The organism is Rhodocyclaceae bacterium (genome assembly GCA_020248265.1).
In the GTDB taxonomy this organism is placed as follows: Bacteria; Pseudomonadota; Gammaproteobacteria; order Burkholderiales; family CAIKXV01; genus CAIKXV01.
In genome coordinates this window covers 1-13674 of record JADCHX010000001.1, presented here as the reverse complement: position 1 = coordinate 13674, position 13674 = coordinate 1, and the positions used below count along the sequence as shown (strand labels likewise).

Sequence of the window (13674 nt, the reverse complement as noted above, 5' to 3'; positions counted from 1 at the left end):
CCGACGATGAAGGACCAGCCATGACCCCGCGTGTCTCCCGCCTCAGGATCGCCGCCCTTGCAGCCCCCGCAGCGCTTGCCGGCGCCGTGGTACTCATGGGACCGATGCCGGCTGCCGCCCAGGCCCCCGCCTGGCCCGCCAAGCCCATCCGCCTGGTCGTCCCTTTCGCCGTCGGCGGCGGCGCCGACATCCTCGGCCGCCTGTTCGCGCAGAAGCTGTCCGAGCAGCTCGGACGCACCGTGGTCGTCGATACCCGTGCCGGGGCCGGCGGCAACGTCGGCGCCGAGATCACCGCCAAGGCACCGGCCGACGGCTACACGGTGATGTTCACCACCAACTCGATGGCGGTGAACGTGAGCCTCTATCCTAAGCTCAACTACGACGCGATCGCCGACCTGCGGCCGGTCGCGCTGGTCGCGGCCGTGCCACTGGTGCTGGTGGTGCATCCGCTGGTGCCGGCGAAATCGGTGAAGGAACTGGTCGCGCTGGCGAAGAAGCGTCCCGGAGGACTGAACTTCGGCTCCAACGGCAGCGGCACCACCAGCCACCTGTCGGGCGTGCTGCTGGCCGACCTCACGAAGTCATCGATCACCCACATCCCGTACAAGGGCGCCGGCGCGGTGATCACAGCCCTGCTCGGCGGCGAGGTCGACATGGGCTTTGTCGGTGCGGTCGGCGCGACGCCGCACCTGAAGGCCGGCCGGCTGCGGCCGCTGGCGGTGAGCACGGCGCAGCGTTCGTCCAACCTGCCCGACGTGCCGACCATGGCCTCGATGTTCCCCGGCTTCGAGACCGATGCCTGGTACGGCTTCTTCGTGCCGACCGGCACGCCGGCGCCGGTGGTGTCGCGCCTGTACGAGGAGATCCGCAAGGCGCAGGCGGCCGCCGACGTGAAGGCCGCGATGGCGCGCGATGGCGCCGACCCGCGCAACCTGGGCCCAGACGAGTTCCCCGCGTTCTTCAGGCAGGAAGTCGAGAAGTACGCGAAGCTGGTGAAGCTCGCCGGCGCGAAGGCGGAGTGACCCCCGCGCCGCGGCGAGCCGAGCGGATCAGTCCGCCACGATGGCCCGGTGCAGCACCTCGACGCCGCTGAAGAAGTCCTGCAGGTCCATCGCCTCGTGTGGATTGTGCGAGCCGCGGTCGTTGCGCACGAACACCATGCCGCACGACACCCCGGCGTTGGCGAACACCGCTGCGTCATGGCCTGCGCCGCTGGGCATCGGTTCCATGTCGATCGACTCCGCCTCGCAGGCGCGTGACAGGCGGGCCACCCAGTCCGGGTCCATCGTCGCTGGCGCGGTGTAGAGCCGCCGGTCGAACTGGAACTCGACCCCGCGCGAGCGGCCGATGCGTTCGCACTCTTCCATCATCAGCTTGTGGAAGCGCTCGAGCACGTCGTTGTCCTGGCTGCGCACCTCGAAGCTGAACGCGACCTCGCCCGGGATCACCGATACCGCGTGGCTCTTCGGGTCGGTGGACACCATGCCGCAGGTCATCACCATGTCCATGCCCATCTGCTGCAACACGCGCCAGTGTTCGTCGAGCCGGGTCATCAGTTCGGCCACCGCCAGCACTGCGTCCTTGCGCAACCAGCGCGGCACCGCGCCGGAATGGCCGGTCTCGCCCTTGCACAGGATGCGGTTGTGCCGCACGTTGCCACGGATGCCGGTGACCGGCGCCACCGCCCACTTGCGCGCGACCATCGTCGGCCCCTGCTCGATGTGCAGCTCGAGGTAGGCCGCGACCTGGGCCGGATCGATCAGCCGCTCCCCCGCCTCGATGCGCGCAGTGTCGATGCCCAGCGCCTGCATATCCTCGCGCATCGTGCGGCCGGTCTCGCGCTGCTGCAGGTCGAGGTCGGTAGCCGTGAGCTGCCCGGTGAGCGAGAGCGAGCCCATGTACGCCTTGCCGTACCACGCGCTTTCCTCGCCGCGCAGCGCGAGCACATGGATCGGCCGCGGCGGAACCAGCCCGCGGCGGCTGTAGTGCAGCAGCACCAGCAGCCCGGCCACCACGCCGGCGAGGCCGTCGAAGTTGCCGCCCTGCGGCACCGAGTCCAGGTGCGAGCCGATCAGCACCGGCGCACCGGCGGGCTCACCGGCCACGTGGATGATCCGGTTGTCCACCGCGTCGCGCTCGCAGGCGAGACCTTCGTCACGCGCGAATGCCTCGATGATCGCCATCGCGCGGTTCTCGCCCTCGCCATAGCTCGCGCGCGTGACACCGACGCCGTCGTAGGTGGCCTGCCGGACCTGGTCGAACAGCTTGCCTGCGATCGCCTTCAGGGACGGGTCGAGCCGATCTACGCACACCTCATCCATGTTCGGGCGTGCCGCTGGGTACGACGCCGGCGCCGCCATGCAGCGCGGACCAGCCGACCGGGTCGGCAAGGAAATCCTTGATCTCCTTCGCGCGCTGCGGCGTGAAGTAGCTCAGTGACTTTGTCTGGGTGAAAACGTCCTTCCAGGTGGCCAGCGCGTGCATGGTGAAGCCGTTGTCCTCATACACCTGCCGGCTCTGCGGATAGATGTCGTAGTTGAAGATCACGAAAATGTCGCTCAGCCGTGCGCCAGCCTGGCGCAACGCGCGGGCCGTGCCGATCTTGGAGCGACCGTCGGTCGTGAGGTCGTCCACGAGCAGGCAGCGTGCGCCCTCCGGCAGGTCCCCCTCGATCTGTGCATGCGATCCCCAGCCGACCGACTTCTTGCGTACATAGACCATCGGAAGGTCGAGCCGGTCTGCGATCCACGAGGCGAACGGGATGCCGGCGGTCTCGGTGCCGGCGATCACGTCGATCGACGAGCCCAGCCGTGCACGCAGCAGCCCGGCGGCATGGTCCATCAGCAGGCGGCGATAGCCAGGATGCGACATCAGGCGGCGGCAGTCCACGTACACCGGGCTGGCCCAGCCGGTGGTGTAGATGAACGGCTGCCGCTCGTAGACCAGGACCGCCTTCAGCGCGAGCAGGGCCTGGGCGGTGTCGGCGGCGACGGTCAGCGTGTCGGGCGGAGGCGGCGACGCGGGGTCGGTCATGGGCTGGGCATGCATATCAGGGGCGCACAGTGTAATCCAGCGGCGGCTCGACCCGCAGCCGCGTCGCCTGTTCGAATGCGTAGGCCATCGACAGCATTGCGCCGTCCTCGCCGCGGCGGCCGATGAAGGTGATGCCGGCCGGTGTGCCGCTGTCCTCTCGCAGCCCCAGTGGCACGGTGATCGCGGGATAGCCCGCTGTCGCGTACAGCGTAGAGTGCATGTTCTCGAGGCTCACCAGCACGCGTGCACCGGTCTTTTCGAAGGTCGCATCCAGGATGGCTGCAGCAGCGCCCCGCAGTCGGAGAACGAGTGCCTCGTGCGCGGGTCGGTCGAGCGCGGGCACCTTCGACAGCGCGGCGATCATGTCGATGCCGAACGGTGCGCGCCGGTCCGGCATCGCGCGGTACCAGGCGAGCAGGTCGTCCAGCGTCGTGACACCGGCGCCCCGTTTCGACACGTAGTCCATCATGTCCAGCCGCATGCCGGATGCCAGCAACTGCACGAACGGTGCGCCGCCCGCCCAGGCCGGCGACTGCGGCAGCAGGGTCGCACGCGGCAAGGCACCCGCAGCCGCCAGACCCTTCCTTGCGCGATCGAGCAGCACGGCGTTGCCGCGCCCTTCCAGAATGTCGCGCTCCAGCACGCCGACGGAAACGCCGGACAGCGCCTCCTTGCGCAGGCCTGCCGCGAAACGCGCGGGCTGCAGCGCGACCGCATCGAGCAGGATGGCGGCATCGGTCACCGATCGCGAAACCGGCCCCGGCATGTCGTTCGCCGACAGCAGCGGTACGATGCCGGTGCCGTCCACCAGCCCCCTGCCCGGCTTCATGCCGACCACGCTGTTCCAGGCGGACGGCGCTACCAGCGAGCCCGAGGTCTCGGTGCCGATGCTGGCCATCGCCAGCCGCGCCGCCGTGCCCGCTGCCGAGCCGCTGCTGGAGCCGCCAGTGATCGCCGCGCCGTGCGGATTCATCGTCTGTCCGCCTACCGCACTGCTGCCGCCGATACGCGATCCCAGCGTGATGACGCCCGCGAACTCGGAAAGGTTCGCCTTGCCGAGGATCACCGCGCCTTGCGCGCGCAGCCGTGCGACCAGTGGTGCATCGGCCTTCGCAACATGGTCGAGCAGCAGCGCACTGCCGGCGGTCGTGTGCATCGGTGGCGCGGTCTCGATGTTGTCCTTCAGGCTGATCGGCATTCCGTCGAGCGGTCCGAGCGATCGGCCGGCCTTGCGCCGCGCATCGGCGGCGCGTGCTTCGTCGAGCGCGGCCGGGTTCAGCTCGAGGTAAGTGCGCAGTCTTTCATCGTGACGTCGAACGCGGTCCAGGAAGTACAGCGTGAGCGTTTCCGAGGAAAGGCCGCCAGAGGCCATGGCTGCCTGAACCTGCGGGATCGTCGCATGCCGCAACACTGCGTCGACCTCCGCGGCCGCTTGCGGCGTGAAGCGCGCGAGTGCGGTTTCGAACGGTTTGAAGTCGAGGGGTTGCAGGCGGGTGATGTTCGCGGTTGCCGCCGCATGTACTGGTGCTGCGATGCTCCAGATGCAGAGCAGCATCGTGAATACCACACGGATCCCCATCACTCCGCCCGGATCTTCGCCTCCACGATCACCTTGCGCATCCGGTTCGTGGTCGATTCGATCAGTTCGGCCAGCGCCCTCGGCGTCCCTGGCTGCGGCGTCGCACCGAGCGCCGACAGCTTGCCGGCAACGCCCGGGTCCTTCAGCGCCCTTGCCAGCTCTGCATTAAGGCGCTCGACGATCGCCGGTGGCGTCCCCTTCGGAACCAGCACCCCGGTCCAGGTCGAGAAGGTGAACCCGGGCAGCCCGGCTTCCTGCAGCGTCGGCACCTCCGGCAGCAGCGATGTACGCGCGGGCGTGGCTACTGCGAGAGCGACCAGCCGCTTGGCCTGGATGCGGCCGAGCGCCACCGACAGGGCGGAGAACATCACCGGCACCTGGCCGGCGTCGACGTCGGCCAGCGCCGCGGCGGCGCCGCGATACGGTACATGCACCAGGTTGCTGCCGCTCGCAGACTTGAACGCTTCCATCACGACATGGTGCGAACCGCCGATGCCAGCCGATGCATAGTCGAGCCGGCCCGGGTTCGCCTTCGAGAACGCCACCAGCTCCTTCACCGTGCGCACCGGCAGCGACGGGTGCGCCACCAGCACCCAGGTGCTGGTCGACAGCAGGGTCACCGGGTCGAGCGCATCTAGGGCATTGAAGCCCTTGCGTCCCTGCACCAGCGGCACGTAGGTGAGCGTGCTGTCGCTGATGCCGCCGATCGTGTAGCCGTCGGGCTTTGCGCGAGCGAGTCGGTCGTAGCCGATCATGCCGGCTGCGCCCGGCAGGTTCTCGACGACGACCGGCTGTTTCAGGTTCTCCGACAGCTTCGCCAGCACCAGCCGCAGCGAGGTATCGCCCGCGCTCCCCGCCTGCACCGGGGAGACGACGGTGATCGGCGCCGCGGGCCATTCCTGTGCAAGCGCCGCTGCGCACGGCAGCGCGGTGGCAAGCGCGCACAGCGCACGCGACAGGCCATGCGCGACGGCCCTGTTCACGATTGCGCGTCAGCCAGTTTCATCGCACGCACGCCGATCTTCAGGGTCATCGCTCCGGTCATCGGCAGCACGCAGGACACGGCCTCGATCACCTGCACGCGGCTGATGCCATGGTCGTAGGCACGCCGCATGTGTTCGGCGGCGAACTCGACCTCCCCACGCGCACAGGCGGCGGCGATCGCCACCAGCTCGCGTGCACCCGGACCGAGCCGGGTACCGCTGTTGTTGCGCCCGCCCTGGCTCAGGCAATGGTCGACCCAGCGCGCGGCCACGCGGGCGAGGTCGGGATCGAGGCTGGCGATGTATGCATACTCGTCCTTGCCCAGTTCGCTGTCGTCGGCATCGCCGGCGATACGGTCACGTCCGATGTCCAGTTCCGGGAACGGCACCAGCTCGGCAGGTTCGCCGCCCGGCGGCATCTTGCCGAACGGATACTCGGGCTTGTTCGCGGTGATGATCGCGGTGGCCACGTGCGCGATCGTCGTCCAGCCGGTGACCGGGGCCATCGCGGATGCGGCCTCGAACATCACCTTGTTGGTGACGCCGTGGCAGTAGAGGCGTCGCACATGGTTCGGCGAGAACCGGTGTTCGCCCTTCGCGCACAGCTGGCAGAGCGTGATCAGCTCGCGCATCACGCCGGAGAGCTGCTGCGCGGAGCCGGTCTTGCCGGTGTAGTGGTGCACGTAACCGGCGGTCTTCGAGATCAGGTCGTAGGTCGCGGACTGCTCGCGGATCAGCAGCTTGAACTCGTCGAAGGTGTCGCCCCGGCGGGCAAGTGCACGCGCGAGCACGGCATCTGGGTGCAGGTCCTCGCCTTCGTCGTTGACGCCGTAGGGGTCAAGTGGCGTATTCATCGTGTCTCCAGGGTTCATGGCCGCAACTCCGGGATCAGCGTCGGCAGCGGACGGCCTTCGAAGAAGGCGGCCAGGTTGCGGAAGCCGGTCTCGTTCATCGCACGCCGCGTGTCGTCGGTGCCGCTGCCGTAGTGTGGCGTCAGCACGACGTTGTCGAGTCCTTCGAACGGGGCCGGATCGGCCGGCTCATGCGCATAGACATCGAGGCCTGCGCCGCCGAGGCTGCCGGCGCGCAGCGCGGAGATCAGTGCGTCCTGGTCGATGCAGCTGCCACGCGCGATGTTGACCACGATGCCCTCCGGCCCCAGTGCCTCGAGCACGGCGGCATCGACGATGCCTGCGGTCTTCGGGCCGCCGATGCAGGTAACCGCGAGGAAGTCGACTTCCGCTGCCATCGCCGCGAGGTCGCCGAAGTAGCGATACGGCACGTCGGCCTTGTGGCGGGGACCGTGGTAGCAGACGTCCATGTCGAAGCCGGAAGCGCGCCGGGCGACCGCGCGGCCGATCGATCCCAGGCCGACGATGCCCAGCCGGCGACCATGCACCCGGCGGGTCAGCGGCGCGCGTCCGATACGTCGCCAGTCGCCGGAGCGCACGTAGCGCTCGGCCCAGGTCATGCGCCGTGCGGTGGCCATCATCAGCGCGAACGCCAGGTCGGCGACGTCGCCGGTGGTCTCGTCCGGCGTGTTGGTGATCCGGATGCCGCGCGTGCGCGCCTTCGCCAGGTCGACGTTCTCGTAGCCGTTGGACACCAGCACGATCAGCTCGAGCGCCGGCAGCGCGTCCATCAGGGCCGGCTCCCAGCTGCCTTCGTTGGTGAACAGGGCACGTACCATCGGTGCCGCCTTCGCGAGCAGCGCCGGCCGGTCGGCCGCATCCCGGTAGTTGAGCACCGCATAGCGCTCTTCCAGCGCCTCCAGGCACGGCTTCCAGTTGCTGTTGATGAAGAGGATCGGTGGCTTCGTGCTGTCCATCAGGCCACCATCTGGTGCACTTCAGGCTTCAGGTGGCGGTCGAAGAACTCCATGTACAGCTCGAACGCCAGCCGCTGCACCGGATCCGGACCGAAGCTGCCGTCCTCGCCCGGATAGACCAGGCAGTAGCCATGCTCCGGATGTTCGAAGCAGGCCCAGTCGGAGGCCTTGCCAGCCTCTTGCATCCATTCGTGGGCCAGCTGGAAGATGCCCTGCAGGTGGTCGGTGTAGCGTCCCATGTGCAGCATCGGGGCACGGATGCGCGCGATGCGGGCCATCGCCGCGGCCTTGTCGGCATGGCGCTTCACCACGTCGATATCGTGGTACTGGAGTTCGCCCGCGATACGCGGTGCGGAGGGTCCAGTGTCCACCGACAGGAACTCGTGCGATGCGCCTTCGGCCACCACGCCGGCTGCGAGCGGCGCACCCTCGGCCGCCGCCTTCAGGATCATCTCGCCGCCATGGCTGATGCCGATCGCGCCGATCGCTTCGGGCCGCACGAACGGCAGGCCTTGCAGGTACTGCCAGATCGCCGCGAGGTCGTCGGAGTCGAGCGTCGCGGCGGACTTGCGGACGAGGTTCTCGCCGCCGCTGATGTCGTCGGCGATGTCGACCGCCGGCCCCTGGCCGTAGGCGCGCGGGATCTCGTGCCGGTAGTTCACGTACACGACGGCATATCCGCGCCGGATCAGCGCATCCTGCATCGCGCGCAGCCGTTGTACCTGCTCCAGCACGTGCGGCATGCCGCCGCGTCCGTCGCCGCGGCCCATCGTGATCACCGGGAACGGACCGTCGCCATCCGGCTTGCGCAGCACGATCGGCACGTAGAGTTCGTCGCGCGTGGGCACGAAGGTCAGGTGCGCTGGCCAGGTCGAGCCTTCGAGCGGCTGGATGAAGGAATAGGCCTGCTGCCGGATGCCGCCGGACGCAGCCGGCTTCATGCCGGCCTCCGCGCCTGGCGCGCGCTCACATCGGTTCGATGCCGGCTGCCTTGATCACCTTGCCCCATTTCACGATCTCGCTCTTCAGGAATTTCTCGAATGCCTCGGGTGTGGACGGCGAGGGCTCGGCGCCCTGCCCAAGCAGGATGGTACGCACCTCCTGCATGCGCAGGATCTCGCCGACATCGCTGCTGACCTTCTGCACCAGTGCACGCGGCGTCTTCGCCGGTGCGAACAGGCCGAACCAGACCGTGCTGTCGATGCCGGGGAACCCCTGCTCGGCAGCGGTCGGGATCTCCGGCGACACCGGGAAGCGCTCCGGGCTGAATACCGACAATGCCCGCAGCTTGCCCGCCTTGACCTGGATCGCGGCAGTAGTGGTCGAGAGGAACGCCGACTGAACCTCGCCCGAGACCACGCCGGTCAGCGCGAAGCCGGCGCCCTTGTAGGGCACGTGCACCAGCTTCGCGCCGGTGATCAGGTTGAACAGTTCCCCCGAGAGCTGGCTGCTGGTGCCGCCGCCGGCGGAGCCGTAGGTCAGCGTGCCCGCCTTCGACTTCGCGTAGGCGAGGAACTCCTTCAGGTTGTTCGCAGGCACCGAGGCGTTCACCACCAGCGAGATACCCGAGGTCGTGAGCTGGGTGATCGGCGCGAAGTCGCGCACCGGGTCGTACGACAGCTTGCGGAACAGGAACTGCGGACTCGCATGGGTGCCGATATGGCCGTTGAACAGCGTGTAGCCGTCCGGCGGCGAGCGCACCGCGATCTCGGCACCGACGATCCCGCCCGCGCCGCCACGGTTGTCAACCACGATCTGCTGGCCCCAGCGCTCGACCAGCTTCTGGCCCACCAGTCGCGCGCTGATGTCGGCGGTGCTGCCGGGCGAACCGGTGACCAGCCGCACCGGGCGGTTCGGGTAGTCGCCAGTGCCCTGCGCGACGGCCCCGGCCACCGGCAGCGCCAGCAGGGCGAGCGAAGCCAGCACGGACAGCACTGATGGGATCGGACGTGCAGGCAGGCTTGAAGCGCGCGGTTGGGCCATGGGGACTCTCCTCCGTTGTACCGTGGCACTCTGCATGGCGCCGTCGGCGATGGACGACCTCATTCTGGCCCGGGGCAGCGCGTCATGCAATGCCCGGTGCCGGCCGGATGATGCCGCTGCAGTCGCCGAAGCCGAGCGTGGCGAAGCCCTCGCGCCGCGCACTGGCACGCAGGATCAGTTCGTCCCCGTCCTGCAGGAAAGTGCGCGTCTCGCCGGAGGGCAGTACGATCTGCGTGCGGCCGTCGTCGGACAGCTCCGCGAGGCTGCCATAACCGGAGCGGTCCGGCGCCGAGATCGTCCCGCTGCCGAACAGGTCGCCCGGCTGCAGGTTGCAGCCGCCACAGGTGTGGTGCGCCACCATCTGCGCCAGCGTCCAGTACAGGTGGCGCAGGTTGCTAGCGTTCAGCGGATGCGGCGCAGTGCCCTGCGCGCGCATCGCCGGCGTGAGGATCAGTGCCTCGATGGCGATGTCGTAGGCGCCTGTGGCCTGGTCGCGACCGTCCCACAGGTAAGGCAATGGCTGGGGATCACCTTCGGGCCTCGGCGGTTGCGCGATCCGGTACGGCAGCAGCGCTTCGGTGGTGACGATCCACGGCGACACGGTGGTGGTGAAGTTCTTCGCCAGGAACGGCCCTAGCGGCTGCATCTCCCAGCCCTGGATGTCGCGCGCCGACCAGTCGTTGAGCATGCACAGTCCGGCCACATGCTCGCCGGCATTGGTTATCGGGATCGGCTCCCCGCGTGCATTCCCCGGCCCGATCCAGGCGCCCAGTTCCAGTTCGAAGTCGAGCTTGCGGCACGGGCCAAAGGTTGGTGCCTCTTCATCGGGCAGCTTGCGCTGTCCGTTCGGCCGATTCAGCGGCGTGCCGGAAACCACGACCGAGGACGCGCGGCTGTGGTACGCGACCGGCACCCACTTGTAGTTGGGCAGAAGCGGCGACGGTCGCTTGTGGCGCAGACCGCCGTTGTAGGCGTGATGGATGCCGGCGTAGAAGTCGGTGTAGTCGCCGATGCGAGCCGGCAGGTGCAGCGTGCAGTCCGCCGCAGGGTGCAGCAGCCCCCCTGCCTTGCGCCGGGCGGCGTTCCCCGTTTCCGTGCCTTCGCACAGCAGCGCGAACACGGCTGCGCGCAGTGCACGCCGCGGCACGCTGCCGAGCGCAAGCAGCGGATTCAGCGTGGAACCGGCTGCGGCGAGCACCGCTGCACCGGCATCGCCATCGAACAGGTCGAGCCCGGCCACCGCCCGCAGGTCGAGGATGCGGTCGCCGATCGCGATGCCGCCGCGTGGGCCTTGATCGTCCCCGCCCGGTGGCGTGAAAACGCCCAGGGGCAGGTTCTGCAGCGGGAACACCGTGTCGCCGTTGGCGGAATCGACCCAGCTGCGCCGGGCCGCGTCATGGGTCTCGTCGAGGGGAAGGTCTGCAGCCTGGTTCATCGTGTAGCTCCGCCAGTGGCGCGCCGCTCGCGCCAGCGGCGCATCCGGGCGTGCAGTTCATCGTGGGATACGGGTGCCGCCCTGCCTTCGCTGAACTCGCGGTACAGCGCATGCACGTTGACCACCATCCGTTCCTCGTCCAGCCAGCCCCGGAAGCCGTCGAGCGAGATGTCGGCGGCGGCATCCTCCTCGGACATGCCGGCGTCGAAGCGCTTGCGCGCCTCGGCGCCGACATGCACGAAGTAGTCGCGCAGCCGCCGGACGCCGGCCTTGTCGGTGACCGGCCCGTGGCCGGGTACGATCGCCTCGACGTCCCAGCCGAGGATGCGGTCGCAGGCGGCGATCCAGTTCGACACCGGGCCGGCCCAGACCGCCGGGTGGCCACCGATGAACAGGATGTCGCCGGTAAACACGACGCGGTCGCCTGGCACATGCACCAGAACGTCGCCGCGGGTATGCGCTGGCCCTACGTTGACCAGCTCCACCGCCTTCGACCCGACATGCACCGTCATCTCGGTGTCGAAGGTATCGGTGGGCGGCGTGTACACGACCCCGGTCCAGTCGAAGCGGCCGCCGTAGAGTTCGTGTACCGCCCGGCCAGACTCGCCGAAGTCCTGCCATCGGCGCATCACCTCGGCGCGTCCCTCCGGGCGGCGCGCCGCCATCTCCTCGGCGCAGGCGCGGCTGGCCACGATACGTGCACCTGCCACCAGCTGGTTGCCGAAGGTGTGGTCGCCGTTCGAATGGGTGTTGACCAGCGTGCCGATGGTGCGCGCGGCAGGTACCGCCGAGCGGTAGCCGTCAAGCATCTCCTGCGTATGCGCGAGGTCGAACAGCGTGTCGACCAGCAGCGTCTCGCCACCATCGCTGACCAGACCGGAGTTGCTGTAGCCCCAGCTGCCGTCCGGCTGCAGCCAGGCATGGCAGCCATTGCCCAGGTCGTGCAGTCCCTTCGTGTACGGTCTCATTCCGGCTGTATCCCCAGTGCGCCGATCAGCCGGCGCTTGTATTCGAAATCGTCGCGGGTGCGCTGTGCGAACCCTGCGCCTTCGACGTAGGCGACCTTCTGCTTCGCCTTCAGCCCGAACGCACGGAAGGCGTCGGAGCCGACGGCCTCCGCGCATCCCTTCTCGAGCACCGCCAGCACCCGCGCTGGAAGCCCCTTTGGTGCGAACAGGCCCTGGTAGCCGGGCGGGATCGCCGGCAGGCCGAGTTCGGCCGTGGTCGGTACGTCGGGCAGGAACGGAACCCGGCTGTCGCTGAAGATCGCCAGCGGCCGCAGCGCGGTCGCCGCCGAACCCATGCCCGACACGCTGAAGTCGATCTGGCCGCCGAGGACTTGCGGCACCGTCTGCGCGTCCCCGCGGAACGGCACATGGGTGAACTGGATGCCCAGTTCGCGAGCGAAGCCCTCGCCGGACAGATGGCCCACGCTGGCGATGCCGGAACTGCCGTAGGACAGCTTGCCCGGATGGGCGCGCGCCTCGTCCACCAGGTCCTTCAGCGTGCGCAAGCGCGACTTCGGTGCAACCGCGACGGCGAAGATGTTCTCGAACACCTGGCAGACGTAGGTGAAATCGTTCAGCCCGTAGGTCAGCTTCTTCATCAGGTGCGGCGCCGCACTGATCGCCGAGGTCGGACCGAACGCCAGCGTGTAGCCGTCGGGCCGTGCAGTGGCGAGCTGGGCGAAACCGATGGTGCCGCCGGCACCGTCGCGATTGGCGACCACGAACTGTCCACCCGTCGCGCGCGACAGGTTTTCGAGGAACGCGCGGCCCATCACGTCCGAGTTGCCCCCGGCGGAATACGGAATGATCACCTGCACCGGCTGTGCCGGGTACCGCTCCTGTGCCGACGCGCCGCCGCTCGCGCAGGCTGCCAGTGCCGCGAGGGCGGCGGCAGGGCCCGCGTGGCAGGCGCGTGGCCGGTTGCTGCTGGCCATCTGGTTGCCTCCCCCTGTTGCGCCTCCGTGTCCGTTCGGCCGATCCGCAGCCGCTCGACGAAGATCGCTGGTCCAGTGTAGGCGTCGGGCAGCGACAGCGTCAATGGACGCTCGTGGCCTGTCGGTGCAGCGTCTTGTGTCCCCTTCCCGGGTGCGGCACAGGCTGGCGGATCGGCGCGCGGGCGTCAGTGCCCGCCGAGTGCCTCGCCGAAAGGCAGTTCGGTGCCCAGGCCCTTGTTCCTGGCGCGGCCATACACCCACTGGCCGATGGCGGCATCGAGGATGCCCATGCCCGGCGATTCGTAGAGGATGATGTCCTCGGGACTGGCGCGCCCGGTTTTCTTGCCCGCCACCACGTCGCAGACCTCGGCGCAGACATCCTCCGCGCGGAAGCGGCCGTCGGCCAGCACCGTCGAGAACGGCTTGCGCGGCGGGTCGTCGCCGAGCACCTGCTCGGTGCTCGACAGGAACACGCGCGAGCGCAGGATCGTCTCCGGATCGAACTCGCCGGGGGCGAGCGACATCAGCAGCGCACCAGGTTCCAGCCAGCCCGATTCGAAGACCACGACATTGCCCGAGGTCGCCGTGATCATCACGTCGGTACCACGCACCGCTTCACGTCCGGACGGCGCTGGCTCGACCTCGATGCCGAGCTCGCGCTGCATGACTTCGCAGAAGTCGCGTACGTTCGCTGGATCCCTGCTGTAGGCCTTTACCTTCCGGATCGGACGTACCGCGCAGGTCGCCGCAGTCATCGCCCGCGCATAGCGGCCGCTGCCGATGATGCCGATGGAACTTGCATCCTCGCGCGCGAGGTGCTTCGCAGCTACTCCGTACGGCGATGCGGTGCGTATCGCATGCAGGTGGTAGTCGGAGAGGATCGAGACCATC

The 13674-nt window shown here is 68.7% G+C and carries 13 protein-coding genes; 1 reads left to right on the top strand and 12 read right to left on the bottom strand.

The genetic code is table 11. The annotated features are described in order from the left end of the window. Nucleotides 1-95: 95 nt before the first annotated feature. Entirely contained in the window at nucleotides 96-1022 is a 927-nt protein-coding gene (locus ING98_00065) for a tripartite tricarboxylate transporter substrate binding protein (protein MCA3100245.1), read from the top strand. 27 nt (nucleotides 1023-1049) lie between these two features. Here the strand turns inward: ING98_00065 and ING98_00060 are convergent, their stop codons facing one another. From ING98_00060 to ING98_00005, 12 genes are all read right to left on the bottom strand, one after another. Further along, entirely contained in the window at nucleotides 1050-2321 is a 1272-nt protein-coding gene (locus ING98_00060; protein MCA3100244.1) for a hydantoinase/carbamoylase family amidase, read from the bottom strand. After that, nucleotides 2314-3033, bottom strand: coding sequence for an orotate phosphoribosyltransferase (locus ING98_00055; protein MCA3100243.1), 720 nt, complete (start codon nucleotides 3031-3033; stop codon nucleotides 2314-2316). Before ING98_00055 ends, ING98_00060 begins: the two co-directional genes overlap by 8 nt. Before the next feature lie 16 nt (nucleotides 3034-3049). Then, a complete protein-coding gene (locus tag ING98_00050) occupies nucleotides 3050-4612 on the bottom strand; it encodes an amidase (GenBank protein ID MCA3100242.1) in 1563 nt (520 codons plus the stop codon). Further along, nucleotides 4612-5595, bottom strand: a complete 984-nt coding sequence (locus tag ING98_00045; GenBank protein ID MCA3100241.1) for a tripartite tricarboxylate transporter substrate binding protein — start codon at nucleotides 5593-5595, stop codon at nucleotides 4612-4614. The genes ING98_00050 and ING98_00045 overlap by 1 nt, the downstream gene beginning before the upstream one ends. Then, the gene (locus ING98_00040; GenBank protein ID MCA3100240.1) at nucleotides 5592-6449 is read right to left on the bottom strand and encodes a hypothetical protein; all 858 of its coding nucleotides are present in this window, start codon (nucleotides 6447-6449) and stop codon (nucleotides 5592-5594) included. The genes ING98_00045 and ING98_00040 overlap by 4 nt, the downstream gene beginning before the upstream one ends. Nucleotides 6450-6463: 14 nt before the next feature. After that, entirely contained in the window at nucleotides 6464-7423 is a 960-nt protein-coding gene (locus ING98_00035; protein ID MCA3100239.1) for a 2-hydroxyacid dehydrogenase, read from the bottom strand. After that, the gene (locus ING98_00030) at nucleotides 7423-8364 is read right to left on the bottom strand and encodes a prolyl oligopeptidase family serine peptidase (protein MCA3100238.1); all 942 of its coding nucleotides are present in this window, start codon (nucleotides 8362-8364) and stop codon (nucleotides 7423-7425) included. Before ING98_00030 ends, ING98_00035 begins: the two co-directional genes overlap by 1 nt. A gap of 25 nt (nucleotides 8365-8389) precedes the next feature. After that, entirely contained in the window at nucleotides 8390-9406 is a 1017-nt protein-coding gene (locus ING98_00025; protein ID MCA3100237.1) for a tripartite tricarboxylate transporter substrate binding protein, read from the bottom strand. 82 nt (nucleotides 9407-9488) lie between these two features. Then, nucleotides 9489-10841, bottom strand: a complete 1353-nt coding sequence (gene fahA / locus ING98_00020) for a fumarylacetoacetase (protein MCA3100236.1) — start codon at nucleotides 10839-10841, stop codon at nucleotides 9489-9491. Further along, nucleotides 10838-11809, bottom strand: coding sequence for an MBL fold metallo-hydrolase (locus ING98_00015; protein ID MCA3100235.1), 972 nt, complete (start codon nucleotides 11807-11809; stop codon nucleotides 10838-10840). Before ING98_00015 ends, fahA begins: the two co-directional genes overlap by 4 nt. Further along, a complete protein-coding gene (locus ING98_00010; GenBank protein MCA3100234.1) occupies nucleotides 11806-12783 on the bottom strand; it encodes a tripartite tricarboxylate transporter substrate binding protein in 978 nt (325 codons plus the stop codon). Before ING98_00010 ends, ING98_00015 begins: the two co-directional genes overlap by 4 nt. Nucleotides 12784-12968: 185 nt before the next feature. Beyond that, nucleotides 12969-13674: ornithine cyclodeaminase family protein (locus ING98_00005; GenBank protein MCA3100233.1), on the bottom strand; the 706-nt coding region annotated here is incomplete at its 5' end.